Source organism: Microbulbifer aestuariivivens, from assembly GCF_039545115.1.
In the GTDB taxonomy this organism is placed as follows: domain Bacteria; phylum Pseudomonadota; class Gammaproteobacteria; order Pseudomonadales; family Cellvibrionaceae; genus Microbulbifer; species Microbulbifer aestuariivivens.
This window is the reverse complement of record NZ_BAABRT010000004.1, coordinates 68,202-91,996: the sequence shown is the minus strand read 5'-3', so window position 1 is coordinate 91,996 and position 23,795 is coordinate 68,202. Positions and strand designations below refer to the sequence as shown.

At 62.4% G+C, this 23,795-nt stretch carries 19 protein-coding genes; 3 read left to right on the top strand and 16 right to left on the bottom strand.

Translation table 11 applies throughout. From position 1 onward, the window contains the following. Positions 1-57: 57 nt before the first annotated feature. From ABEA58_RS03655 to ABEA58_RS03615, 9 genes are all read right to left on the bottom strand, one after another. Positions 58-2,478 (bottom strand): transporter substrate-binding domain-containing protein, encoded by a 2,421-nt coding sequence (locus tag ABEA58_RS03655; RefSeq protein WP_345548952.1) that lies wholly within the window; start codon positions 2,476-2,478, stop codon positions 58-60. 145 nt (positions 2,479-2,623) lie between these two features. Continuing rightward, positions 2,624-3,331 (bottom strand): TetR/AcrR family transcriptional regulator, encoded by a 708-nt coding sequence (locus ABEA58_RS03650; RefSeq protein ID WP_345548950.1) that lies wholly within the window; start codon positions 3,329-3,331, stop codon positions 2,624-2,626. 284 nt (positions 3,332-3,615) lie between these two features. Beyond that, entirely contained in the window at positions 3,616-4,329 is a 714-nt protein-coding gene (locus tag ABEA58_RS03645) for an electron transport complex subunit E (RefSeq protein ID WP_345548948.1), read from the bottom strand. After that, positions 4,329-5,012: an electron transport complex subunit RsxG gene (gene rsxG / locus ABEA58_RS03640; protein WP_345548946.1), complete on the bottom strand. Its 684-nt coding sequence runs from the start codon at positions 5,010-5,012 to the stop codon at positions 4,329-4,331. The genes ABEA58_RS03645 and rsxG overlap by 1 nt, the downstream gene beginning before the upstream one ends. Further along, positions 5,012-6,064, bottom strand: a complete 1,053-nt coding sequence (locus ABEA58_RS03635; RefSeq protein ID WP_345548944.1) for an RnfABCDGE type electron transport complex subunit D — start codon at positions 6,062-6,064, stop codon at positions 5,012-5,014. Before ABEA58_RS03635 ends, rsxG begins: the two co-directional genes overlap by 1 nt. Further along, positions 6,064-8,151, bottom strand: coding sequence for an electron transport complex subunit RsxC (gene rsxC, locus ABEA58_RS03630; protein WP_425563513.1), 2,088 nt, complete (start codon positions 8,149-8,151; stop codon positions 6,064-6,066). The genes ABEA58_RS03635 and rsxC overlap by 1 nt, the downstream gene beginning before the upstream one ends. 71 nt (positions 8,152-8,222) lie before the next feature. Continuing rightward, on the bottom strand, positions 8,223-8,843 hold the full coding sequence (rsxB, locus tag ABEA58_RS03625) for an electron transport complex subunit RsxB (protein ID WP_345548939.1): 621 nt from the start codon (positions 8,841-8,843) through the stop codon (positions 8,223-8,225). Between the two features lie 10 nt (positions 8,844-8,853). Continuing rightward, positions 8,854-9,429, bottom strand: a complete 576-nt coding sequence (rsxA, locus tag ABEA58_RS03620; protein ID WP_345548937.1) for an electron transport complex subunit RsxA — start codon at positions 9,427-9,429, stop codon at positions 8,854-8,856. Positions 9,430-9,803: 374 nt separating this feature from the next. Next, positions 9,804-10,943, bottom strand: a complete 1,140-nt coding sequence (locus tag ABEA58_RS03615) for a lipase family protein (protein ID WP_345548935.1) — start codon at positions 10,941-10,943, stop codon at positions 9,804-9,806. A 574-nt stretch (positions 10,944-11,517) separates the two neighbouring features. On the opposite strand from ABEA58_RS03615, the gene yghU reads away from it, so the two are divergent. Together yghU and ABEA58_RS03605 are read left to right on the top strand one after the other, a co-directional pair. Next, entirely contained in the window at positions 11,518-12,393 is an 876-nt protein-coding gene (yghU, locus tag ABEA58_RS03610) for a glutathione-dependent disulfide-bond oxidoreductase (protein WP_345548933.1), read from the top strand. A gap of 283 nt (positions 12,394-12,676) precedes the next feature. Beyond that, complete coding sequence (locus ABEA58_RS03605; protein ID WP_345548931.1) at positions 12,677-14,416, top strand: N-acyl-D-amino-acid deacylase family protein; 1,740 nt, start codon at positions 12,677-12,679, stop codon at positions 14,414-14,416. Between the two features lie 35 nt (positions 14,417-14,451). On the opposite strand, the gene ABEA58_RS03600 is transcribed toward ABEA58_RS03605, so the two are convergent. The 7 genes from ABEA58_RS03600 to metG form a co-directional block, all read right to left on the bottom strand. After that, positions 14,452-15,336, bottom strand: a complete 885-nt coding sequence (locus ABEA58_RS03600) for an NAD-dependent protein deacetylase (RefSeq protein ID WP_345548929.1) — start codon at positions 15,334-15,336, stop codon at positions 14,452-14,454. A gap of 108 nt (positions 15,337-15,444) precedes the next feature. Then, positions 15,445-16,662: a GNAT family N-acetyltransferase gene (locus tag ABEA58_RS03595; RefSeq protein WP_345548926.1), complete on the bottom strand. Its 1,218-nt coding sequence runs from the start codon at positions 16,660-16,662 to the stop codon at positions 15,445-15,447. Positions 16,663-16,846: 184 nt separating this feature from the next. Next, entirely contained in the window at positions 16,847-17,101 is a 255-nt protein-coding gene (locus ABEA58_RS03590) for a hypothetical protein (protein WP_345548924.1), read from the bottom strand. After that, entirely contained in the window at positions 17,079-17,780 is a 702-nt protein-coding gene (locus ABEA58_RS03585; RefSeq protein ID WP_345548922.1) for a hypothetical protein, read from the bottom strand. Before ABEA58_RS03585 ends, ABEA58_RS03590 begins: the two co-directional genes overlap by 23 nt. Before the next feature lie 249 nt (positions 17,781-18,029). Beyond that, entirely contained in the window at positions 18,030-18,308 is a 279-nt protein-coding gene (locus ABEA58_RS03580) for a hypothetical protein (RefSeq protein WP_345548920.1), read from the bottom strand. Positions 18,309-18,894: 586 nt separating this feature from the next. Then, positions 18,895-19,842: a D-2-hydroxyacid dehydrogenase gene (locus ABEA58_RS03575; protein WP_345548919.1), complete on the bottom strand. Its 948-nt coding sequence runs from the start codon at positions 19,840-19,842 to the stop codon at positions 18,895-18,897. 230 nt (positions 19,843-20,072) lie between these two features. Beyond that, positions 20,073-22,118 (bottom strand): methionine--tRNA ligase, encoded by a 2,046-nt coding sequence (gene metG / locus ABEA58_RS03570; protein ID WP_345548918.1) that lies wholly within the window; start codon positions 22,116-22,118, stop codon positions 20,073-20,075. Between the two features lie 173 nt (positions 22,119-22,291). Here metG and apbC point away from each other — a divergent pair, with 173 nt between their 5' ends. Then, complete coding sequence (gene apbC / locus ABEA58_RS03565; protein ID WP_345548917.1) at positions 22,292-23,440, top strand: iron-sulfur cluster carrier protein ApbC; 1,149 nt, start codon at positions 22,292-22,294, stop codon at positions 23,438-23,440. The last annotated feature ends 355 nt before the right edge of the window (positions 23,441-23,795 follow it).

The window sequence follows — 23,795 nt, the reverse complement described above, 5'->3', positions numbered from 1 at the left end:
CGGGCCTCTGATGGCAAAGCCGGCGGGCAGACCGCCGGTTTTTTGCGTTTATGGAGGTTAGAGGGCGAATGCCTGGGTTGCGGCTGGCTGGCAGCTTGTGAGGTGTTCCCGCAGCCAGCTCGGCAGCCCCGGGCAGGTAATCTGCCCCACCTCCTGCTGGCGCTGGTAGGCTTCCAGCAAGGCGGCGTACGTGCGGAAGCGCTGGGAAATCTTGCGCACATACTCGTAAGGTTCGCGACCGCGGGCATAGCCATAGCGGGCTTTTGAATAGTACTTTTTTTCCGATAGCAGCAGCATCGCGTTCTCGACATTGCCGAACCAGACGTTGCGGTCCCAGCCTTTTTCCTCCGCCAGGTCCTGGGCGTCGTAAACGTGACCCAGTCCGGCGTTGTAAGAGGCCAGAGTAAACCACATCATGTTCTCTGGGCTGATGCCCTTGTCTTCGAACTTTCGGTGCAGCCATTCGAGGTATTTGAATCCGGCGCGCACACTGGTTTCCGGGTCAAAAAGATTCTTGCTTTCCCCAACCTGTTTGCCGGTATCCGGCATTACCTGCATCAGGCCCCGCGCGCCCACCCAGGACTTGGCTTTGGGGTTGAAGCTGCTCTCCTGAAACATCTGAGCGACCACCAGACGCCAGTCGAAGTCGTACTCCTCCGCGTATTTCTTCACAAGTTTATCGTAGGGGGAGATCTCCCCTTTCTCGCTCAGGGTCTCGATTTCATCGCGGGTACGCTTGGGCTCTTCGAAATATTTAATAAATAGAGACTCGCGGAACTTGATGTTTTCCGGATCGTTGAAGAATTTGTTGATGGCCTGGAGTAGTTTCTGGTTACTGTCGCGCACCATCCAGGCGTAGACATTGTCTTCGATGGTGAGGTTGTACAGGTTGACGATATCGTCGCGCCAGTGATGCTCCAACCTCACAGTCACGTCATCGGCAATAGTGAGGTCGTAGTCGCCCTCGGCAACACGGTCGAGAACCTGTGGGATGGTCAGCTCTTCCGGAACAAGTTCTACTTCAACGTCGATGTCCTCGTGCTTCTGCAGCAGTTTCATCAGCACTTCATACTGGCTGCTGGAGCGAAGCAGGTGAATGGTTCTTCCATCGAGATCCTGCAGGTTTTCTATCTTGTCGTGTTTGCGCCCGACAATGGATACCTCCTCCTGCATGTAGGGCGGGCCGAAATCCATGCCGGCTTCATCGCGGGTTGTGGTTGCGGAAATCAGGCTGGCGGCGATATCCGCTTTGCCATCCCTGATCATGGTAAAAACTTCCTTGTGCGTTGGCGCGACGACGATTTCCAGCCGTACCCCCAGCTCTTTGGCAAACTTTTGCAGGAGTTCATATTCGTAGCCCATTACGCGCCCCTTCCACATAAAGTAGGTGCCGGGGTGGTTGCGGGTTACCGCTCTCAGTAGGCCGCGTTTGCGGATTTCATCCAGGTCGCCGATGGAGCGGTCGTCGGGTTTGGTGAGCTGGAAATGGCGCACGGCCCTGTCGAGCGCCTCCTTGAGATCAGCGGCGTCTTTGCGCAACCCCCATGCCATTGGTCGGTCAACATCGCCCATGACGTTCGCTTTCAGGTTGTCGCGATACTGGGAGATCATTCCGTAGGCGGATTCGGTGGTAATGGTGAAGTCGATCTTCCCCTGTGAAACCTGTTCCGCCAGCGCGACATCGTTGGCGTCCACCGCTTTGATTTTCACACCCGGAAATTCTGCGGCCTTCTCCTTTGCAATTTTTTCAAAATGCGACCCTCGCGTGACGTGGACGGTTTTACCCCGCAGGGAATCCCCCTCTTTGATATCCGGGGTGTCTTTGCGGGAAAGCAGCAGGTAGCGCGATTTGCCCACGGGGATGGAAAAGCCGATCTGCTGGAGCTGCTCGTCGGTAATCGCCATGTGGTTGGCGATAAGGTCGCCCTTGCCTTCGATCAAGAGCGGGATGAGCTGGTCATAGCGGTCCACATACAGCACCACCGGCTCCAGCTCGAGGAACTCGGCCATGCGCTTGGCGCGCTCGATCTGCCGGTCCTGGGGCGTGGCTGCCCGGTGCAGGGAGTCCGTATTGGCGACGTTGACCAGAATGCGCAGCTTGCCGCGCTTTTTGATGGCGTCGAGATCGCCTGTCTCGATGTAGTTGTTGTAGGCGCCGATGGGGTATTCGCCGGTGGTATCCGGTGGCCACACGGCTTCTGGGCGGGTATCCCCCTCTCTGGCGGCACGGCCGGCAAATTTGCCGAGGCCGCCGGATTGGCCTTTATCGCTTGTGGCGCCTTCAGTGGCGGTGCGTTCGGCGGGCTCTCTGGCTCTGTCGCCTGTGGCTGAGGGAGCGTCTGCACTCGCCGCCGGAGAGTCCGCGCTCTGCTGCTGGGGGTCGCCGGGTTGCCGGTCAGTATCTTTTTGGCAGCCGGCTGCCGCCAGCAACAGGAGCAGCGGGAGGATCTGGATAAGGGCGCGCAGGCAGTGCGGCATGAGTGCTCCCGGTACCGCTCGATTCCACAGTTCCTCTAAGTCTAGTCACTGTTTGCGACCGGGCTGGGCAGCGGCTGATGGCACTGTTCCTTGACCGGGTGAGCGGTGTCTGGGGCGGTTCAAGGCTCTGCGGGTGAACTGCGCTTCAGTTGAGGTGAGAGGGCTGCGGCACGTTGGTGGCAGTCGGGATAAGCCCGCGCATCAACATGGTGACGGTGCGCTCCAGCAGGGGTGAGTGGATATCCTCGGCACCGCTCAGGATCTGGTATTCGAGGTGCAGGATGGTGCCGTGCACAATCTGTGCGGCGGCATGGGGGTCGACCAGCCCCAGTAGCTCGAAGAATTCGCGGATCATGGATTCCACCGCCTGGTTGGCCATGCGCATGGCCTGGGTCAGCTGCTCATTGCGCAACGCCTCGTTGCGAAATGCCAGTTCGATGAGGCGCGAATCCCGGTCGCCGGCCTGGGCGCGGATATGGGAGAGAATAAAACGGGTCAGTTGCTGGGTGAGCAGCTTGCGCTCCGCATCGGAATTGCAGCCCTCGTCGTTCAGGCGCTGAGCCGCGGCCAAACTGTCACGCTGCAGCTGGCTGGTGTGTTCCAGCCCCCGCTCCACGAAGTAGGTGAAGGCGTCGCTGATCAGGTCGTTGAGGTCTTTGAAGTAGTAAGTGGTGGCGGCCAGGGGCACCGTTGCCTCGCGGGCCACAGCGCGGTGACGGATTCCGCGGATACCTTCCTTGACGATCAGCCGCAGGGTGGCTTCGAGAATGGCCTTGCGGCGCTGGCGGCTGTCGGCACGCTGGGCTCTGCGGCCCTGGTAGACGAGTTCTGGCACTCCAGTCTCGGTGGTCATGAATAAACCCCTGTTCTTATTCTTCGGCGCGGGCTCGGCTGCACACAGCTTGGTGGAAGTTGGCACGGCGGTGCCGTGAGGGGGATTCATTCTAGCGGAATGGCTTTGAATGGCTAGGCGAGCCGGTCGAAGGGCCCGCCAAATCCATTACGCGTCATTACAGCGCCCGACAGCGCGCACACAGTCTCTCAACGTTCACAAGCTCCGCAACTCGCCAGAGTTCCCCGATGACCGGGGCGAGCCGACAGCCTCGATGGTGGCAGGAGGGCGCGCCGGAGCTGTCGTCAGGTGATCTTGCCGGTTGTGCGCACCCGCTTGGCGCCGGGCACGATTTTCACCTGCTGGCTGCGGCGGCGTTCGATACCGGCATCAATGGCGTTCTTGGCCGCGATCAGCAGGCCCGTCACCAGAAAGGCCCCCGGGGGCAGCACTGCCACCAGAAAGCCCGGATAGTCGGCGCTCAGCACATTGAAGCCCCAGTCGGCGGCCATGGGGCCGAGCAGCAGGTCCATGCCGGCAAACAGGGTGCCCTGCCCGAGCACTTCCCGCACCGCGCCGATGGTGATCAGCACGGCGGTAAAGCCGAGTCCCATGGTGAGGCCGTCGACGATGGACGGCAGCACCGGGTTTTTGCTGGCGAAGGCGTCGGCGCGCCCGAGGATCGCGCAGTTTGTGACGATCAGCGGAATAAAGATGCCCAGCACCAGATAGAGCTCGTAGGTGAAGGCCTTCATCAGCAGCTCAATGCAGGTGACGAAGGTGGCGATGATCATGACCGACGCCGGCAGGCGCACGGTGTCCGGCATCTGCCGGCGCACCAGCGACACGGCCAGGTTGGAGCAGATGAGCACCACGGTGGTGGCGAGCCCGAGCCCGATGGCGTTGACCACGGTGCCGGTCACCGCCAGCAGGGGGCACAGCCCCAGCAGCTGGACCAGCGCGGGGTTGTTGTTCCAGAGGCCGTTGCGGCTGATTTCGCCGTAACTGGGAGTGGCCATTACTGTGGCTCCTGAATCTGGTTTTGTGGCTGTTCCACCTCGACCGCCCGCTGGGAGACCGGTGCGGAGAACAGGGGTTCCCGGTGCGAAGCGACAAACTCCAGCACGCTCTGAACCTGATTGACGATCGCCCTCGGGGTGATGGTTGCGCCGGAGAACTGGTCGAAGGCGCCGCCGTCTTTCTTGACCGCCCACTGGGCCGGCGCCGGGTCCTGAAGAGACTTGCCGTTGAAGCCGTTGACCCAGTCGCTCTTCTTGATCTCGATCTTGTCGCCGAGGCCCGGCGTCTCGCTGTGGTCGGTCACCCGCACACCGGCGATGCTGCCGTCGCGGTTGACGCCCACCAGCAGCGAGATAGGCCCGCTGTAGCCCTCGTAAGTCACACTGGGGATGATCACCGCGGTGATGGTGCCATCCTCCTCGCGGGCCAGGTTGATATTGCCGCCCTGTTTAAGGCCCAGCTGGCTCCAGTAGCTTTTGGGGATCGGGTAGGTATCCACCAGCAGGTCGTTGCTGTGGCGCTCGAGCGGGATGATCTCCAGCAGAGCGCGGGCCTCGGCTTTGCGGATGGCCCGTTCGATGGGCTCGCGGGTGGAGATCTGGGTCACCGCCAGGGTGCCGGCGGTGACCAGCGCGAACAGGGTCAGGACCGCCGCATTGGTGGTGATGGAGCGTTTCAGCATTAGTGCTCCTCCACGTCGGTGGCTTTGCGCGCGGCCTTGTGGCCATAGGTGCGCGGCAGGGTGTAGTTGTCGATTGTGGGGGCGGCGAAGTTCATCAGCAGCACCGCAAAGGCGATGGCGTCGGGGTAGCTGCCCCAGGCGCGGATCACATAGGTGATGAGGCCGACGCCGATACCAAAAATCAGCCGCCCGCGGTTGCTGGTCGCGCCGCTGACGGGATCGGTAATGATGAAGAAAGCCCCGAGCATGGTGGCGCCGGAGAACAGGTGCAGGATGGGTGAGCCCTCACTCAGGCTGCTGCCGCTGTCGTAGAAAAACAGCGACAGTACCGCCAGCGTGGCCAGCATGCCCACCGGTGCGTGCCAGGTGATAAAGCCCCGGTACAGCAGGTAGAGCCCACCCACCAGGAAGCCCGCGTTGACCGCTTCATAACCGAAGCCGGCCAGATTGCCGCGCGCCAGCAGCGGCTCGGCTTCGTAGAGCTGTGACAGCATTACCGACTGGTTCAGTCGCAGTATTTCCAGCGGCGTGGCGCCGGTGAAGGCGTCGATACTGTCGCTGCCAAACACCAGCGCGAAGGCGTCAGCGATGCCCGGCGGAGTGGTGATCAAATCCCCCGGCCCCACCCAGCGGGTCATCTCCAGCGGAAAGCTGATGAGCAATACCACATAGCCGACCATGGCGGGGTTGAAGGGGTTGTAGCCGATGCCGCCATAAAGCTGCTTGGAGAGGATGATGGCGGCCATGCTGCCCACCACCGGCAGCCACCAGGCGCAATAGGGGGGCAGGGCGATACCGAGCAGCAGGGCGGTGACGAAGGCGCTGTAGTCCCTGAGGTAGAAAGCCACCGGGCGCCGGCGCAGTTTCATGACGCCGGCCTCGCAGAGCAGGGCGGTGACGGTGCACAGGGCGATATTGATCAGTACGCCGATACCGAAATACACCACCAGCGCCAGCACGCCGGGAATGGTGGCCAGCGCCACTTGCTGCATCACCCGGGCGGTGCGGTCGCCGGAGCGGGCATGGGGGGAGGACATACGCATCAGTGCCATCAGCTTTCCCCGCCGCGATTGTTCTGCTCGCGCATTTTCTGTTCCAGTTTGTTCTGCATTTTTTCCAGCGCGGTGGCAAAGGCGTCGACGTTGGCATCGTTCTCGGCGCGGGCTTTTTCCAGGCGGGCCTCGGCCTTGGTCACCCGCGCCTTGAGCGCCTCCAGCTCGGCGGCGAGCCTTTCCTCGTCGCTCATGCTGGCGCGGGCCGCTGCCGCAGCCTTGGCGCGCTCGATAGCGTCCTGCGCCTTGTCGGCGCTGGGGCTACTGTCGCTGCTGTCAGCGGCAGCCTTGACCGTGGAGGGGCCAGCGGCGCTGTCGCCGGCGGATGCCTCTGCCTCGGCGAGTTTCTGCCGCGCTTCCGCGGCCTTGATCTGGGCCGCCTTGAGTTGCGCCGCCAGCTGGCCGCGCTGGTCCTCGGGGGCCTCGTTGAGTTTTTTCTGCAGGCGCTCGACGCGCTGCTCGGCGCTGGTCAGCGAGCGTTGGGCCCGGGCCAGCTGCTGCTCGGGGGATGCCTGTTTGGCTTTCACGCGCGCCAGTGCCGCGGCGACCACGTCGGCTTCCTGCTGGGCGGCTTTAGCTTCAGGGGCGTCGGTGTTTTCCTGGCGCTGCTGGCGGGCCTGCTCGGCAGCCTCGCGGCGGGCCCGGCGTTTTTCCTCTTTTTCCTTTTCGGCTTTCTCGATGCGCAGCTTGCGGAACTCGAAGCGTTCGCGGGCGCGAGCGGACTTTTCCTTCTCCTCTTCGGCGCTGCGGATATCGCCCTTGGCGGCGCGGTAGTACTGCACCAGCGGAATGCTGCTGGGGCAGACATAGGAGCAGGCGCCGCACTCGATGCAGTCGAACAGGTTGTAGGCCTGCAGCTTCTCCCGGTCCTCGGCGCGGGCATACCAGTACAGCTGCTGCGGCAGCAGGGATGCGGGGCATGCCTCGGCGCAAAAACCGCAGCGAATGCAGGGCTGCGCGGGCGGTGGCGGCGGCAGCTCTGCGTCCGTGGGCACCAGAATGCAGGTGGTGGTCTTAATGACCGGGGCGCTGTCGTCCTCGAGGGTGAATCCCATCATCGGGCCACCGTGGATGATCCGCTGCATGCGGCCGCGGTGCACGCCGTGGTGTTTGAGGATGTGGCTGATGGGGGTGCCGATGGGCACTTCGATATTGCGCTGGCGCTCCAGCGCCTCGCCCACCACGGTGGTGACGCGGCTGATCAGCGGTTCCCCGAACCGCACCGCGCGGTAGATGGCGCGGGCGGTGCCGGTGTTGTGGCAGATAATGCCGACGTTGGCGGGCAGCCCGCGGTTGGGCACCTCGCGGCCGGTAAGGATCTGGATCAGCTGTTTTTCGCCGCCGGATGGGTATTTGGTCGGGTAGACCACCACATCGAAGCGGGTGCCCTCGGCGGCCTTGCGCATCGCCGCGATGGCTTCCGGCTTGTTGTCCTCGATGCCGATCAGCACGCGCTGCGGCTCATCGAGGATATAGGCGAGGATTTCCACCCCGGCGATGATCTCCGCCGCGCGCTCGCGCATGGTCATGTCGTCGGCGGTGATGTACGGCTCGCACTCGGTGCCGTTGATAATCAGGGTGTCGATTTCGGTACCGGTGTGGGGGGCCAGTTTTACCGCCGCGGGGAATCCGGCGCCGCCGAGGCCGGCGATGCCGCAGTCGCGGATCTTGTCGAGCAGTTCCAGCGGCGCCAGCTTGCGAAAGTCCTCGCACGGGCGCAGCTCGCACCATTGCTCTTCGCCGTCGGTACGGATAACCACGCCGTCTACCGGCAGGCCGGAAGGGTGGGGCATGGGCACCGGCTCCAGGGCCACCACGGTGCCGGACGAGGGGGCGTGCACGGCGCAGCTGATCAGCCCGTCCGCCTCGCCAATCATCTGGCCTTTCAATACCCGCTCGCCGAGTTTGACCAGTGGCAGGGCGCTGGCGCCCACATGCTGTACCAGCGGCACGAACAGGGTCTCGGCCAGTGGAATGCTGCCGATAGGTTCGCCGGTGGACTGGTGCTTGTTCTCTGGCGGGTGAACGCCGCCGTGAAAGTCATTCGGCTTCAGTGCGCGCTGGTGCTCGCGGGCGATCAGCTGCACCTCGCGGCTTGCGCGGCGTTCACTCTCAGCGTCGCCGCGTTGTTCGCGCCGGGTGATTTCCTGTTCGGGGCTCAAGCTGCGTCCCTCTTGTCACTTGCGCTGCTGCCATGCTGCTGGCGGTCGCTGGCAATCAGCCTGACGCCGTCAGCGGGGATTTGCGGGTGCCAGTCCTGTAGTGAGGCTTCCAGTGGAATCATGTCGATACAGTCCACCGGGCAGGGCTCCACGCACAGGTCGCAACCGGTGCACTCGTCGGCGATCACCGTGTGCATGTACTTGGCGGCGCCGACAATGGCGTCCACCGGGCAGGCCTGAATGCACTTGGTGCAGCCAATGCACTCGGCCTCGCGGATAAACGCCACTTTTCTCACGTCCTCCACGCCGTGCTCGGCATCGAGGGGCACCGGCTCCATGTCCAGCAGGTTGGCCAGCTCGTTGATGGTGGCCTGGCCGCCGGGAGGACATTTGTTGATGGTGTCGCCGTTGACGATGGCTTCGGCGTAGGGGCGGCAGCCCGGATAGCCGCACTGGCCGCACTGGGTCTGGGGCAGCAGGGCGTCCACCTTCTCAACCAGCGGGTCGCCCTCGACACGGAAGCGCACCGCGGCAAAACCGAGCAGGGCACCAAAGGCCAGAGCCATGCCGCCCATTACCAGTACCGGCGTGGAGATTGCGGTAAACCATTCCAACATCGTGCGCTCCCTATACCAGTCCGCTGAAGCCCATAAACGCCAGCGACATCAGGCCCGCGGTAATCATGCCGATGGCGGCGCCGCGAAATGGCGTCGGCACATCGGCGGCGAAGAGCCGCTCACGAATGGCGGAAAACAGAATCAGCACCAGAGAAAAACCCACGGCGGCGCCGAAGCCATAGAGTGTCGACTGCACGAAGTTGTGGGCCTTGATGGTATTTTGCAGCGCCACACCGAGTACCGCGCAGTTGGTGGTGATCAGCGGCAGAAAGACTCCCAGCACCCGGTACATCAGCGGACTGGTCTTCTCGATAAACATGCGCGCGAACTGCACCACTACGGCGATCACCATAATGAACGAAATGGTGCGCAGGTACTCGAGGCCGTTGGGTTCCAGCAGGTAGGTGTTGACCAGGTAGGAGCAGATGGAGGCCAGCGTCAGCACGAAAGTGGTCGCCCCGGCCATGCCCACTGCGGTTTCCAGTTTGTTGGAGACGCCCATAAAAGGACACAGGCCCAGGAACTGCACCAACACATAGTTGTTGACGAGGATGGTACTGAGCAGGATGACGGCAAATTCGGTCATAAGGAGTCCGGTTTGGGCCTGGTGGCTCGAAGTCCGGCGCGCCGTTGCTGCGGCAACGGCACCCGGGGGCATGGCTTGTCAGTACAGCTAGTGCAGTTAAAGGGGCGTCGGTGGTGTGCTGCCCTGCTGCCTATCCATCGGCAGGGAGGCGCCCGCTGCGGTCAGAGCCGGGCAGTATGAACCGTGAACAGGACTGCCTGAATCGGCTGCCTGAACAGCACTGCCTGTGAAGCCGACTGCCGCCTGAACCTGCCGCCTGAAAAAGCCTAGCAGCCGCGCCTCGCGCGGCGGGGCGCTATTATCTGCGAGTCGCAGTAGTGGTTCAACACGCGTTGACTGGCTGGTTCGGGCCCGGCTGGTTGCCAGGAAAAGGTTTAAACCTGTTCTGCTGCATCGACCCCGGCTGTTCTGCCTGCGCCCGCCGGGCGCCTGTCCGCGGTGTCGCCGCCCTCCGGCACAAGGTCCTCGCGGTTGCGCCGCAGCATATGGGCGCACAGCATCTGGCTGTAAAGCTCGATGGCGTGGAAGCCGGCAATCTGCCGTGGATAGGGAAAGGTGCCGAGCCAGGCGCGCCAGATATGCTGTACCCGCCAGAAAATATTGCCGGAGAAGGAAACCTGCATATTGCGAAATCCCAGATTATGGGCGTCGGGCTCGTTGGGCGCGTGGCGGATAAAGACCCGGAAACCGGTGTGGCTGTAACCCAGCAGCTTGCGCCGCAGCCAGCGCGCCAGTTGCAGGGTGCCGTTCAGGGGAATCAGGCGCAGCAGGGCGAGAAAAAAACTGAAGCCGTGACCGAACGGCAGCAGCGGCACCGGATCGCCGCCGATTTCCAGGCGGTAGATGGGGGTTTTGACTCTTTCGAAATATGCCCGGTCGCCGGTACGCGGCGTGCCGTAAACATAGGTGGCGCCATTGCCGCGCTGGTTCAGCTCCTTGGTGCAGATCAGGGCGAGGGCGCCGCCAAGGCTGTGGCCGAAGGTGAACAGCGGCTTCTGCCCCTGCTTGCGCAGGTCGGCCTCGATCAGGTTTTTCACCCGCTCGAAGGCCTGCCGAAAGCCCCGGTGCACTCTTCCCCGCTCACCGAAGGGCTCCAGCGAGAATTTCAGGTCGGTGATTATGTCCCAGGCATTCATTTCCGTGCCGCGGAAACACAGCAGCAGCACCGACTGGCCGGCAAGATCCATCTGCGCCAGCAGGGCCTGTGTTTCACTGACATCGTAAAAATTGATCGGCTCGAAGTGATGCTCAAGCAGTATCTGGCGGATACCGCTGTCCATGCCGCACTGGCCGCTGCGCAGCTTCGCGCTCCACTGGGCCAGCAGCTGCCGGCGTTCGCTTTCACTGGTGGTTTTGCCCAGCCTCTGCAATAAAGCCGTGAGGTCGGCATCGGGCGTGAATGGCTCGTAGACCAGCCGCGAGAGTTCCGCGCCCAGATAAGCCATGCGGTCGCTGTAGGCGGCGCGACCGTTGGGCAGGCCGGGCAGGCGATTCAATCCTTCGAAATAGTGCATGGGTTTTCCTTTGCTGTTTGTCGATGCGCACCCGCCAGCGTTGTAATCCATAGCGGCCGGCTGCTCAACACTCTACCCTAACCAACACGCCGCTTTAACCTGCAGCGTTGACTGTGCGCATCATGGCTGCGGGTTTGGCTGTGATGTGGAGTATGTGATGCGGAGGATGTGATGTGGTGGGTGTGGCGCGGTGAATTTGGCTGTGCAAGCGAGCGCGCTGCGCGAATTAAAAATTTTCATTCACAGTTTTGGGTTTTCGGGCTGGCGATGGCTGGTCGGATGAGCGGGGATGATACGGAATGGCGGAGTCATAGGGGGGCATAGGGAGTCATAGGGAGCCACATGCAGTCATTAGGGAGGAAAGCCCACCGGCAAGGCGGCAGACGATTGGGCAGGAGGATTGGGCTGTAGGGGGCTTTGCAATTACACTGAGCCGTTTACTGGCGCTCTGCGTAAGTTAATGAATGCGTGTAATTTGCGTTACCTGCCTGGGCGAAGCTCGTCGGGCCCAAATTCAGCCCCAGCGTAACCGCCAACAATCAGCCCCAACAGTTTTCGATCTCGGAGTGATGATATGTCCAACGACACCTATACCCCACCAAAAGTCTGGAAATGGGATCAGAGCAGCGGGGGCAAGTTTGCCCATATCAATCGCCCTATCGCCGGCGCGACCCACGAGAAAGATCTACCGGTGGGCAAGCATCCGCTGCAGCTTTACTCCCTGGCCAGCCCCAACGGCGTCAAGGTCACTATTATGCTGGAGGAGCTGCTGGCGCTGGGGCAGGAGGGCGCGGAGTACGATGCCTATCTGATCGATATCCTCGAAGGCGATCAGTTTGGCAGTGGGTTTGTCGCGGCGAATCCCAATTCCAAGATTCCGGTGATGGTGGACCACAGCACCCACCCGCCGATCCGGGTGTTCGAGTCCGGTTCCATCCTGCTTTACCTGGCGGAGAAATTCAGCGATTTCCTGCCGCACACCCCGCAGCAGCGCACGGAAACCCTGAACTGGCTCTTCTGGCAGATGGGGTCGGCGCCGTTGCTGGGCGGTGGTTTCGGCCACTTTTATGCCTATGCGCCGGAAAAATACGAATACCCCATCAACCGCTACACCATGGAGGTCAAGCGACAGCTGGATGTGCTGGATCGCCAGCTGGCGCAGCACCGCTATGTGGCGGGCAGCGAGTACACCATCGCCGATATGGCCATCTGGCCCTGGTACGGGGCGCTGGTGATCGACAATGCCTACGAGGCGGCTGAATTTCTCGAGGCCCATACCTACAAGAACGTGATTCGCTGGGCCGAGGAGATCGGCGAGCGGCCGGCGGTGCAGCGGGGGCGCATGGTCAACCGGGCCTGGGGCGAACTCAGCTCACAGCTGCGCGAGCGCCACGATGCCAGCGACTTTGAAACCCGCACCCAGGACAAACTCGCTGGTGCAGGCGAATAAGCGGGTGAAAGTGAACAAGTTGATGAAGCCGGCGAATGCGCTTGCGGTGAAAAACCGCACAAACTAGCCGCAGTCGTCGCATAATTACCCCAAAGGGCGATGGCAACATCCCCTTTTTTAATGCCATTTTTTTATTGTCGGCGTCGTCGGCGTTTAATTATCTCTCCTGGAATAATTGGTATAGGGAAATGGCGGAGATCCTCTCTGGTTCTCGCCGCGTAAACCTCATAACCTGAATCGCGATAGCTGGAAAATAATAAACAAATCCTGGGAGTAAGCGCCCATGGCAAAGTACGATGTGGTGATAGAGAGTGGTCGTTATTTCGATGGCACCGGTGCACCGTCAGCAATCAGAAATATCGCGATCCGCGACGGGCGCATTGCCCGCGTAACCGCGGAGCGCATCGACCGCAGTGACACAAAAGAAGTTATCGATGCGCGGGGAAAATGGGTGACACCGGGCTTCCTCGATACCCATACCCATTACGATGCAGAGCTCCTCGTCAGCCCCAGTCTGTCGGAATCCGTGCGTCACGGGGTGACCACGGTGCTGGTGGGCAGCTGCTCTTTGAGCATGGTGTGCAGTGAGGCCGAAGATGCCTCCGACATCTTCACCCGCGTGGAAACGGTGCCGCGGGAAAAGGTACTGCCCATCCTGCGGGAGAAAAAAACCTGGAGCTCGCCGCGCGAGTGGGTCGAGCACCTCGCCACCCTGCCGCTCGGTCCCAATGTCGTCAGCCTGCTCGGCCACAGCGACCTGCGCGCCAGCGTCATGGGCCTCCAGCGCGCCACGGATCGCGCCGTGCGTCCCAGCGAGGCGGAATTACAGGCCATGGAGGCGCAGTTAGCCGAGGCCCTGCAGTGCGGTTTTCTCGGCCTCTCCACCATGTGCCTGAAGTGGGACAAGGTGGACGGTGAGCGCGAGTGGTCGAAAAGCCTGCCCAGCACCTACGCCCACTGGCGCGAGGTGTCCCGCCTCAACCGTATCGTGCGGCGCTACAACCGGGTGCACCAGGGCGCGCCGGACGCCTCCCGCCCGCTGCAGATTACCCAGTACCTGCGCGAGTGTATCGGCTGGCTGCGGCGCCCGCTGAAAACCACCCTGATCAGCCAGATGGACCTGAAAGGCAGCGGCTACCTGAACCTGCTCACCCGTCTCGCCTCCAACCTGACCAACGCACTGCGCGGCAGTTTCCGCTGGCAGGTATTGCCGACGCCATTCACGGTGTATGCCGATGGCATCGACGTGGTGTTCTTCGAGGAATTCGGGGCCGGGGAAATGGCGCTGGATCTGAAGAACGCGGTCGAGCGCAATCAGTTACTGCAGGATGAGCAGTACCGGCGGGAATTCCGCCGCTACTATGGCGAAAAGCTCAGTCCGCGGGTCTGGCAGCGGGACTTCGGCGATGCCGAGATTGTCGACTGCCCCGACAAAACACTGGTGGGCAAAAACTTTGCCGAGGTGGCCGCGGAACGTGGCATCCACGTGGTGGACCTGTTCCTCGACCTGGTGGTGGAATACGGCACCAGGCTGCGCTGGTACACCACCGTCGGCAACCACCGCAAACAGGTACTGCGCAAGTTGGTGAGCGACCGCAATGCCCTGATTACATTCAGCGATGCCGGTGCCCATATCCGCAACATGGCTTTCTACAACCTGCCCCTGCGGCTGCTGAAACTGGTGCAGGAGTCCATTGACGAGGGGCGCCCCATCATGACCATGGAGCAGGCGGTGTGGCGCCTGACCGGGGATCAGGCGGACTGGTTCGGTATCGAGGCGGGCAGGATTCGCGAGGGGGATCGCGCGGATCTGGTGGTACTCGATCCGCGCGGTTTTGCCCAGGATCTGGAGCAGGTGCACTGGGCGGAGATGGAGAATTTCGGCCTTGAGCGGCTGGTGAATCGCAACCCGGGCATCGTCAAGTATGTGCTCATTAACGGTCGCGTGGCGATCCGCGATGAGCAGATACCGCCGCAGCTGGGCCGGGAGTTCGGCTTCGGGCGTTTCCTGGCGGCGGGTTAAGCCGCTTAGGTTGAGCTGAGCGGGCGAGGACCCGGCTAGCGTAGCTGCTGCAGTGTGACGGCCAGTGTCTCGCCGATACGCGCGTCGAGCTTCAGCTGCAGCAGGTCGTCGGCGCGCGTGCGGCCCAGGTTCAGGGCCGCGATGGGCTTGCCCCACTCCCGCGCAAGTCGGCAGAAGCGAAAGCCGGAATACACCATCAGCGATGATCCCACCACCAGCAGGCCATCGCAGGCGCGCAGCGCCGCCTGCACCCGCCCGGCGGGCACGCTGTCACCGAAGAACACCACATCCGGCTTCAGGATACCGCCGCAGCGGGGGCAGTCGAACACGCGGAAATCGCTGAAGTCCACATCCAGGTCGGCATCGCCGTCCGGCGCCACCGTGGCCCGGTACTGTCGGAAGGCCGGGTTCAGGTCGAAACACTGCTCGTGCACCTGTTGGCGGTCACAGTGGTAGTCGCAATCCATACAGCGAATCCGGTCGGCGCGGCCATGCAGGTCGATGACCGATTCGCTGCCGGCGCGCTGGTGCAGGCGGTCGACATTCTGGGTCACCAGCAGTTCTACCCGCCCCCGCCGTTCCAGCTCCGCCAGGTGATGGTGGGCCGGGTTGGGTTGGGAGAGCCGGATCAGCGGCCAGCCGATCAGGCTGCGGCCCCAGTAGCGCCGGCGGGTGTCGAGGCTGCTCATGAAATCCTGATGCTGCACCGGCTGTTTGCGCTTCCAGGCGCCGTCTTCGTCCCGGTAATCGGGGATGCCGGAGTCGGTGCTCACCCCGGCACCGGTCAGCAATATCAGGCGCGGGTGCCGGCGCATAAAATCCGAAAGAAGCGCCGCAGCCCGCTGCGGCGCGAGGGCGGATGAGCGGCGCTGGGCCTGTGTCGGGGGTGGAGCTAATCCGGGGCTGGGGGGGTGAGTCATCGCGGATTCCGCTACTGCGGGCTCTTCGGGAGCCGGAGGTCACCACTGTAATGCAGCGTATTCGCAACGGAAAGGCTGAGCGGAAACCTTGCGCGCCGAGCGGATAGCTTAGTCGCCGCGCAGCAGCAGTTTACGCGCGCGGCCATACAAACCCGTCCGCTGCAGGATGCGACGACTGCCGCGATCAACTCCCTTGACCAAAGCATCGAGAGCGCGGGCCACACGGGCCGCCGGTGTATGGCTGTAGAGGTGCAGCGTGGCGATCTCCCGGCGCCAGGTGCCGTGGAGTTCCTTGTAGGGGGCATCGCCGAAACCGAAATCGAGCCAGCGCAATCCCTCCGCCTGCAGGCGCTCGATCATGCGGCGGATCAGATAGGCACCCGGTGCCTGCTGACGGTATTCAGGCAGGAAAGAGGTGGCCATGAGGGTAAAAGTGTTGCCCTTGGCCGGGCCCACCGCGTAGGCGACGGGCTTACCCGCGGCTTTGAGAAGGTAGCCGCGCAGGTAGCCGTTAGCGGCCAGTATGCGCAGCACCGTGTGCCAGTGGTGGGTGCTCTGCACCCCGACGCCAATTTTCCCCTGGTAGCTGCGCCCGCCGATGTCGGCGGCAGCCTCGATAAAGGCGCCCACCTCGGCCGGCCGCCGGCACTCGTGGATTTCCACCGCGCCACCGAAAGCCTGTTCCAGTTTGCGGTCCTTGCGGCGGAAGGAGCTGCGGGTTTTGGCGGAGTTGCTGACCAGGGCTTTGCCCTCGGCATCGGTCAACTCCGCAAACCACTGGCCCGCCACCAGGGGGTTGCCGTCACCGGGCTCGCGCAGGCCCCCGTAAAGCGCGCTGCCGATCTCGCTTGCCAGTGGCAGGTGATGCACGGAGATACAGTCCACCGCCTTGGTTTGCAGCAGTTCGCGCAGGTAGTCCGCCTGCAGGCTGGCCACTTCTGCGCTGGCCGCTTCCAGCCCGCCATAGGCGATCTCCAGTGTACGCAGCCGGGGCATAGGTACTTTGAACGGCCCGATCGACAGCCGCGGCCGCTCGAAACTGCGCCGGCCCACGAGAATGCCCGCGGCCTGCTGGCCCTGGCGCCAGAGCACCACATTGGGGTGGTGCTCACCCTCGCGGGCGCTGAGAAATGGCAGGAAGAAGCTGGCATCGCTATCAATGGAGCCCGGTGCGTCGCTGTCCCGTGTTGTGCTCCAGCACTCCAGCAGCGCCCGGGCCGACTCTCGGTCATTGCCGACCTGTGGAAATGTGTGGGTGTGAAATGAGTGCGTAGTGGTTTGGGGGCTGGTGCGGTCTGCGCTCCGGTGGGCGATCGGCGCCTCCATTTGAGAACCTCTTATAAATCCAGTGGTAAATCCTGGAGTTGTAAATCCTGGATTGGCGTGAACGGTATGCCAATGGCCGAACGGCTGGCTTTGCCATTGCTGAGGGGAGTTTAGTGATTGCTGCCGGACAGGTGAGACAAGCAATGCCAAAAAACGATTCTTCCCTGCGAGATGAAGTGGCCGATCAAAAACCCCGCAAGGCAATTGCCAGCCGGATCAATTGCGATGAACTGGGGTAATGAAACAGACGCTCCATCAGGAAGCCGCTTACCAGTGCGACACCCAATGCCACAGGAAAAATAACCGGCAGCGGCGCGCCGGCAAGTTGCTGGCGAACACTCTGCCGTTGTTGGCGCAGCAGCACGAGAAGGTCGTGGCGCTGGCAGTCCATGGCTTTGCTGCAGGCGTCGATGCGCCTATTTAAATGTTGCACGGACATCGTTGATGGCCTCCATTACCTGCTGTCGGGTCTGGCTAAAGCCCAGCAGTTTCTGCAAACGGGATTGATACAGCACGATAGAGACAATCACGCACAACTGGGCCAGCAAGAACACGGAAAAGCCCAGATAAATAGACTGGGAAAAGTAGTACCCCAGAAGTCCCGCGCCGGCACAGGCGCTGAGAATCAGCGCGATCACCAGTGGTAACAGCACCAGGCCGAGCGCGACAATGCGCTTGCCCGCCACCAGCGTTCGCTCGAGCTCCAGCCTTATCAGGGTCTGCAGGTTGCCGCTCCAGGCGGCCAGCAGCGTCAGCGCCGCCTCCGCCCTGGCCAGGCTGGCGTGAGTTGCGTTAGAGGCGTTCTCGGTGCTCTTTTCTGCGGTGTGGTCTGTGGTGTGGTCTGTGGTGTTGGCAGTGGTGCGGCCTGTGACCTTGTCATCGCCCCCTGCGTATTCCGAAGCAGGCGCTGGTTCTGAGTTCAGTTCCGCGGCGGCAGGTTTAGCATAAGGGGCGGATTGATTTTCACCCGGATTTTCTGCCTCTTCCCCGTGCTTTTTTTCACCCGCCTTGGCCGCTGTTTTTCCTTGCTGCCTTATCTCCTCTTTTCCTTCCTCTTTTCCTTCATTTTTTCCTTTCTTTTTTGGGTCGCTCATCTCGTCACCCATCTGCTTGCCCATCAGCTGAGGTACATTTTTTGGAGTGGCAAAAACCGCTGTAACCGTCAGTTACAGAAGCTGGCTGCAAAACCTGGCTGTAAGTGCTGGCGGAAAGAGCAGGCGGAAAGAGCTGGCAAAGAACCGATAACACAAAACCGCTAACACAAAACCCCATTTCAGCCGCCGCTGATGGCGCTGGGTCCTGGGGTATTTTCCGTCTTGCCGCTGCTCAGTCGGACCCGCGCACCCGGTGCACACAGGGGCCAGCGATTACTTCAAGAGTTTGGATATCAACCAGCCGGCGGCGAAGGCGCAGCCGACGCTGACCAGGGGGTGTTTTTTGATGGATTCCTCGAGGCGCTGTTCCATATCCGTGGCGTGGTCCTTGCCGCGCTTGACCGAAGAGCGGGCTTTGTTCTTAAGCTGCGAGGCGGTGTCCGCAGCGGCTTCGCCAGCCAGGTTGTAAGCCTGCTGCAGCTTTTCGCGGCTGGAAGCGGTATTGGGCGCGCTATTGGGTTCGGTTGTGTATGTGGGCTTGGCGCTGGCCATAGAAAACTCCTGCACGGAATTGCGATTGTGGGAGAAGGGTAGAGTCGCGGCGCGGCAATCCCACGAAATTCTGCACGCTAGCGGCAGGGGCGGCAGGGGCGGCAGGGGCGGCAGGGGCGGCAGGGATGATGGGGTTGCTTTTGTTGGTAAGTCGATACGTTGACAGCGTTGACAGATTGAATCTGCCACTCGGGAAGAAGCGGGGCAAAATGTGCTGTGTGCTGTGTGCTGTGTGCTGTGTGCTGTGTGCTGTGTGCTGTGTGCTGTGTGCTATGTGCTATGTGCTATGTGCTGAACGCGGGTTATGGGCCGGTGGCGGGTTGCGGCTGGATGTGGTGTAACGACGCTGGAAGCACTGGTAAGCCCGGGACAGTCCGCAAAGAAGGGGCGCACGCTGAAAGTGAATGTCGGCCGGGCGGGGGAGAAATCCACTCTGCCGCTCAGCCATTGACGATATTCGCGCCCGGTGCGTCCGGGAGTGTTGAGGAGATTGGCTGCTGGGTGAGCGGCTGCGTCAGTGCCTCACCTAGCTCCTTGCTGCACCATCTACTCCACCGCTTGCTCCACGACTTGCTCCACCACTTGCTCAGTCGTTCGCGGAACGCCATTGGCGGATATTGTCGATCACGCCGTTTAGCAGCCGCTGGCGGCTTTCACGGCTGATCCAGGCGGTGTGCGGGGTGATAATCAGATTGGGGATGTCGTCAGCCAGCAGCGGGTGATTCGCCGGCGGAGGCTCGGCACTGAGCACATCGAGACCGGCGCCGCCAAGGGCACCGCTGCGCAGCGCCGCCGCCAGGGCCGGCTCGTCCACGAGCCCGCCGCGGGCGGTATTGATCAGCAGCGCGCCGGGCTTCATGGCGACGAGAAAATCCCGGTTCACCAGCTGGTCGGTCTCCTCCGTCAGGGGGCAGTGCAGGCTGACGACATCGGCCTCGGCCAGCAGCTGCTTGAGGGGCACACGGCCTTGCCGCTTTTCACCGGTGAAGGATTCCGCCACCAGCAGGTTCATGCCCAGCGCCTTACCCAGCTCCGCGGTTCTGCGGCCGAGGTTTCCGTAGCCGATGATGCCGAGGGTCTTACCCGCCAGTTCCATCACCGGGTAATCCAGCATGCAGAATATCGGCGACTGGCTCCAGCGCCCCGCTTTCACATCGCGGTCGTACTCGTGCAGCCGGGTGGCCAGCGCCAGTATCAGTGCCAGGGTGTGCTGGGGCACCGAGGCGCCGGCATAACCCTGCACATTGCGCACCGGGATATTGCGCTCGCGGGCGGCGTCCAGGTCGATATTGTTGGTGCCGGTGGCACAGATGCAGATGAGCTTGAGATTGCCGGCGCCCTCGATCAGCGCGCGGTCCAGCACCACCTTGTTGGTGATCACCACATCGGCTGCGGCGATCCGCTCGGCTACCTGTGCGGGTGCCGTGGTTGGAAAGAAGTCCCACTGCTCGAGACTCGATTCCAGTGCCGAGGTGTCGAGTTCCTCCAGTTTCATGGTCATGGTATCGAGAAAAACACCGCGCATTATCGCCATCTCCCAGTCGTTTATGCCGCCTAATGGTTTATGCAGATGGTAGCGTGATCCACCGCTGGTGGCAGAAAAAGAAAAGGGTGAACGTGGTGTTCACCCTTTACGGCCTATTCTTCCGTATCCATTTCTTACTGGCTGCGGTTAAGAGGCCACGCTTAACTGCCTTTCTAACTGTGCGCTGACGATGCGCTGTTAACGGCCGTTTGGTGACTGCTTCATCAATGCCGGGGCGGTTACATCACCCGCATGCCGGGCTGGGCGCCGGCGTGCGGTTCGAGAATCCACAGGTCCTTACCGCCGGGGCCCGCCGCCAGTACCATTCCCTCGGAGACGCCGAAGCGCATTTTGCGCGGCGCCAGGTTGGCCACCATCACGGTGTGCTTGCCGATCAGGTCTTGCGGACTGTAAGCACTCTTGATGCCGGCAAATACCTGGCGGGTTTCGCCGCCGAGGTCCAGAGTCAGCTTCAGCAGTTTACCGGCGCCTTCCACATGTTCCGCGTTGGCGATCAGCGCGATGCGCAGGTCCACCTTGGCGAAATCATCAAACTGAATCTCGTCGGCGATGGGGTCGTCGGCCAGCGGGCCGGATTGCTGCGCGCCGGCGGCTTCCGCCTGCAGCTGGGCCAGGGATTCCCTGGCGGACTCCAGAATCGCATCCACCTGGGGCTGTTCAACCCGCTGCATCAGCGGCTTGAACTTGTTGATGCTGTGGCCGGCCAGCGGTGTGGTGGCACTGTGCCAGTCCAGCTCGGCGCCGAGGAACGCCTCGGCTTTTTGCGCGGTTTCCGGCAGTACCGGCGCCAGCCAGGTGATCAGGGCGCGGAACATGTTGACGCCCTGGGAGCAGATCGCCAGCACTTCGTCTTCGCGGCCGGCTTCCTTGGCCAGGGACCAGGGTGCCTTGTCGGCGATCCAGGCATTGGCGGCGTCCGCCAGCGCCATGATCTCGCGCATGGCGCGGGCGTATTCGCGGCTCTCGTAAAAGTCGGCGATACGCGGCGCGGCTTCGACAAACTGGTTCCACAGGGCTTCATCGGCGAGTTGCGCGGCCAGTACGCCGCCGGACTTGCTGACAAACTTGGCGGTGCGCGAGGCGATATTGACCACCTTGCCCACCAGGTCGGAGTTCACCTTGGCGATGAAGTCCTCCAGGTTCAGGTCCAGGTCGTCCACGCTGCCGCCCAGCTTGGCGGCGAAGTAGTAGCGCAGGTATTCCGGGTGCAGGTGGTCGAGGTAATTGCGCGCGTTGATGAAGGTGCCGCGGCTTTTCGACATTTTCTTGCCGTTGACCGTGAGGAAGCCGTGCACGCACACCTTGGTGGGGGTGCGGTAGTCGGCGGAGTCGAGCATGGCCGGCCAGAACAGGGCGTGGAAGTTGACGATGTCCTTGCCGATAAAGTGATACACCTCGGCGTCGCTGTCTTTTTTCCAGTAATCGAGCCAGTCGAGACCCTTCTGGTCGCAGTAGTTCTTGAGGCTGGCCATATAGCCGATGGGGGCATCCAGCCACACGTAAAAATATTTCCCCGGGGCGTCGGGAATCTCAAAGCCGAAGTAGGGTGCGTCGCGGGAGATGTCCCACTCCTGCAGGCCCTCGTCCAGCCACTCGGACAGCTTGTTGGCCACCTCGTTCTGCAGTGTGCCCGAGCGGGTCCACGCTTTCAGGAAGTCGGTGAACTGCGGCAGGGTGAAGAAGAAGTGCTCGGACTCCTTTTCCACCGGTGTCGCCCCGGAGATCACGGAGACCGGGTCAATCAGCTCGGTGGGGCTGTAGGTGGCGCCACAGGCCTCGCAGTTATCGCCATACTGGTCCGGCGTTTTGCAGCGCGGGCAGGTACCCTTGATATAGCGGTCGGCGAGAAACAGTTCTTTTTCCGGGTCGAACGCCTGGGTGATGGTGCGCGAGGCGATATGACCGTTGTCCCGCAGGCGCTTGTAGATCATCGAGGACAGTTCGCGGTTCTCTTCCGAGTGGGTGGAGTGATAGTTGTCCACGCCGATCAGGAAGTCGCTGAAGTCGCGCTCATGCTCCGCCTGCATATTGGCGATGTGCTGCTCCGGGGTCAGGCCAAGCTGCTCGGCTTTCAGCATGATGGCGGTGCCGTGGGCGTCGTCGGCGCACATATACAGGCAGTGGTGGCCGCGGGCGCGCTGGAAGCGCGCCCAGATGTCGGTCTGGATGTATTCCAGGATGTGCCCCAGGTGCAGTGAGCCATTGGCGTAGGGCAGGGCACTGGTCACGAGGATTTTGCGGGCTTGGAGGCGCGATTCGGACATCGATTTTTCCATCACAGACAGTTTGCGGCCGCGCTGCGCGGCCCGGTAAAAAGACCGGCGAATATAGCAGATATGCGGGCTCGGCGGCACCCGCGGGGCGGCTCTGGCGTTGGCCGGGGCCATCGCGCACAATGCACGCGCAATTTACTGACAGCGATACAGGGGACAGTGTCTTGAGCGAACACGAGCATAACCACGGCGAGCTGCCCGCAGGGGCGCAGGTGGAGCTGGAGCGGCTGGCGGAGTGCCTCGGCGGCCTGCACGATCATGCCACCGGTCGCATCCTCGATGAGCTGGATGCGGATATCGAGGTGGGCTACGAGGACGGCACCGTGCTGGTGGGGATTACCCTCGGTTACCCCTGTGCCAGTCAGGAGGATGACTGGCGCGAGCGCATCCGCGAGGCCTGCATGCCCATACTGCGCGGCGGCCCACTGGGCGAGGCGGACCTGCAGTTCGAGCTGTTCTTCGAGATACCCGCCACCGAGGGGGGCGATGTGCCGGAGCCTCTGCGCGGGGTGAAAAATATCGTTGCCGTGGCATCCGGCAAGGGCGGCGTGGGCAAGTCCACTACCGCTGTCAACCTGGCGCTGGCGCTGGCGGCGGAGGGCGCCAGTGTCGGCCTGCTGGATGCGGATATCTACGGTCCCAGCCTGCCCACCATGCTGGGCACCGAGGGGGTGCGGCCGCAAGTGCGCGACAACAAGCTCTTCCTGCCGGTGCAGGCCCACGGTCTCAAGACCATGTCCCTCGGCTATCTGCTCACCGAGGATACCCCGGCGGTGTGGCGCGGGCCCATGGCCAGCGGCGCCCTCAACCAGATTCTGACCCAGACCCTGTGGTGTGACGACGGCGATGAGCTGGACTACCTGATCGTGGATATGCCGCCGGGCACCGGCGACATCCAGCTGACCCTGGCGCAGAAGGCCCACCTGGCTGGTGCCGTGATTGTCACCACCCCCCAGGATCTGGCGCTGGTGGACGCCATCAAGGGCGTGGAGATGTTCCGCAAGGTATCGGTGCCGGTGTTGGGGATCGTGGAAAATATGGCCCTGCATACCTGCAGCCATTGCGGCCACAGCGAAGCGGTGTTCGGCAGTGGTGGTGGCGAGAAGATCGCCGCTGACTACGACACCGGCCTGCTCGGGCGACTGCCGCTGGCGATGGCGATCCGCGAGGGCACCGATCGCGGCCTGCCCAGCGTGATCGCGGAGCCAAATAGTGCAATCGCCCAGAGCTACGGCGAGATCGCGCGGCGGGCGGCGGCGGAGATCTGGCTCAGCGCGGAAGACGGCGCCGGGCCGGAGATCGAAGTCGGCTGATCCCCCGGTGTGCTGACAGCCAGTGGCTGATACCTAAGCCGGCAGCGACCGAACTTGACCGATACTCAAGTCGGCCAATGCTCAAGTTGGCCGATACACAAGTTGGCCGATACCGGGGCCGCCGATCCGGCGGCCTGCAAACCTCCTCCATAAAAATCCGGCCTGTAAATGCCGCGGTAAAAATAGCGCCGTAGCGACTCATCACTGGCCGCCGCAGTTGGCGGCCAGTATCCCCGCCGCAGAGCGCTGCCGCGCTTGCATTCACCGCTGCCCCCGCTCTGTCGATCGTTAATATCATCCCATTGGTTTTAACTGCTGCTCCTTGGGGTCGTGCTTTTCTCGCTCGGCTCCAGGC

What these genes read in the sequence shown, in the direction of transcription:
- metG (WP_345548918.1), bottom strand. Translation starts at nt 22,118, where the DNA reads ATGTCCGAATCGCGCCTCCAAGCCCGCAAAATCCTCGTGACCAGTGCC.
- ABEA58_RS03650 (WP_345548950.1), bottom strand. Translation starts at nt 3,331, where the DNA reads ATGACCACCGAGACTGGAGTGCCAGAACTCGTCTACCAGGGCCGCAGA.
- ABEA58_RS03645 (WP_345548948.1), bottom strand. Translation starts at nt 4,329, where the DNA reads ATGGCCACTCCCAGTTACGGCGAAATCAGCCGCAACGGCCTCTGGAAC.
- ABEA58_RS03595 (WP_345548926.1), bottom strand. Translation starts at nt 16,662, where the DNA reads ATGGAGGCGCCGATCGCCCACCGGAGCGCAGACCGCACCAGCCCCCAA.
- ABEA58_RS03655 (WP_345548952.1), bottom strand. Translation starts at nt 2,478, where the DNA reads ATGCCGCACTGCCTGCGCGCCCTTATCCAGATCCTCCCGCTGCTCCTG.
- ABEA58_RS03575 (WP_345548919.1), bottom strand. Translation starts at nt 19,842, where the DNA reads ATGGCGATAATGCGCGGTGTTTTTCTCGATACCATGACCATGAAACTG.
- rsxG (WP_345548946.1), bottom strand. Translation starts at nt 5,012, where the DNA reads ATGCTGAAACGCTCCATCACCACCAATGCGGCGGTCCTGACCCTGTTC.
- ABEA58_RS03635 (WP_345548944.1), bottom strand. Translation starts at nt 6,064, where the DNA reads ATGGCACTGATGCGTATGTCCTCCCCCCATGCCCGCTCCGGCGACCGC.
- ABEA58_RS03585 (WP_345548922.1), bottom strand. Translation starts at nt 17,780, where the DNA reads ATGGGCAAGCAGATGGGTGACGAGATGAGCGACCCAAAAAAGAAAGGA.
- ABEA58_RS03615 (WP_345548935.1), bottom strand. Translation starts at nt 10,943, where the DNA reads ATGCACTATTTCGAAGGATTGAATCGCCTGCCCGGCCTGCCCAACGGT.
- ABEA58_RS03580 (WP_345548920.1), bottom strand. Translation starts at nt 18,308, where the DNA reads ATGGCCAGCGCCAAGCCCACATACACAACCGAACCCAATAGCGCGCCC.
- ABEA58_RS03605 (WP_345548931.1), top strand. Translation starts at nt 12,677, where the DNA reads ATGGCAAAGTACGATGTGGTGATAGAGAGTGGTCGTTATTTCGATGGC.
- ABEA58_RS03600 (WP_345548929.1), bottom strand. Translation starts at nt 15,336, where the DNA reads ATGACTCACCCCCCCAGCCCCGGATTAGCTCCACCCCCGACACAGGCC.
- ABEA58_RS03590 (WP_345548924.1), bottom strand. Translation starts at nt 17,101, where the DNA reads ATGTCCGTGCAACATTTAAATAGGCGCATCGACGCCTGCAGCAAAGCC.
- yghU (WP_345548933.1), top strand. Translation starts at nt 11,518, where the DNA reads ATGTCCAACGACACCTATACCCCACCAAAAGTCTGGAAATGGGATCAG.
- rsxB (WP_345548939.1), bottom strand. Translation starts at nt 8,843, where the DNA reads ATGTTGGAATGGTTTACCGCAATCTCCACGCCGGTACTGGTAATGGGC.
- rsxA (WP_345548937.1), bottom strand. Translation starts at nt 9,429, where the DNA reads ATGACCGAATTTGCCGTCATCCTGCTCAGTACCATCCTCGTCAACAAC.